A 656-nucleotide genomic window follows, 5' to 3' on the forward strand; every position below is an offset into this window, starting at 1 on the left:
ACACGCCCCAGCTTGCGACGCAGAGGATTGAGCAAGGTCGGCAACACCTCAGCGTCATGCACATTCTCCAGCGACACTTCTGCCGCCACGATATCGTGAGTCACCGGGTCTACCGCCAGATGCAACTTGCGCCAGACTCGACGTTTCTCAGCGCCGTATTTTCTGACTTTCCACTCGCCTTCACCAAACACTTTCAGACCCGTCGAGTCGATAACCAGGTCGGTAATACGCCCCTTAGGGGGCTGCCGATAGGCCACCTTCACTGTGCGTGCGCGCTTGCTGACACAGCTGTAGTCCGGGGCACACAGCGGCACATTCATCAGCTCGAACAGGGAGTCGAGTAGCCCCTGAGTGGCTCGCAGCGTGAGGCTGAAAATCCCTTTGAGCATCAGAAAGGTACAGATGCTCTGGTCGGTGTAGAGCTGGCTGCGTCCCCGTTTTCCGTGATGGTCTTGGTGGAACCAGTTATCCATTGCCTCGGCATCAACCCAGAAAGTGAGAGAGCCACGGTTGATCAGAGACCTGTTGTATTGAGGCCAATTGGTGATGGGGTGAAGCGCTTTACCCATGATGCAGACTTGAGGGGGATGGTGGTGCTCAGATCACTGGGTTTTCAATTAGTTCCATTCAAGCTGCATCGATTTAGGAAACAACGC

General features: G+C 55.2%; 1 pseudogene. It reads right to left on the reverse strand.

Going from position 1 to position 656, the window contains the following annotated elements:
• Nucleotides 1-569 (reverse strand): annotated as a pseudogene (locus BN1130_RS00330) (IS5-like element ISAs4 family transposase); the annotation flags it as partial.
• Nucleotides 570-656: the final 87 nt, after the last annotated feature.

Source organism: Aeromonas rivuli, from assembly GCF_000820045.1.
GTDB lineage: Bacteria > Pseudomonadota > Gammaproteobacteria > Enterobacterales > Aeromonadaceae > Aeromonas > Aeromonas rivuli.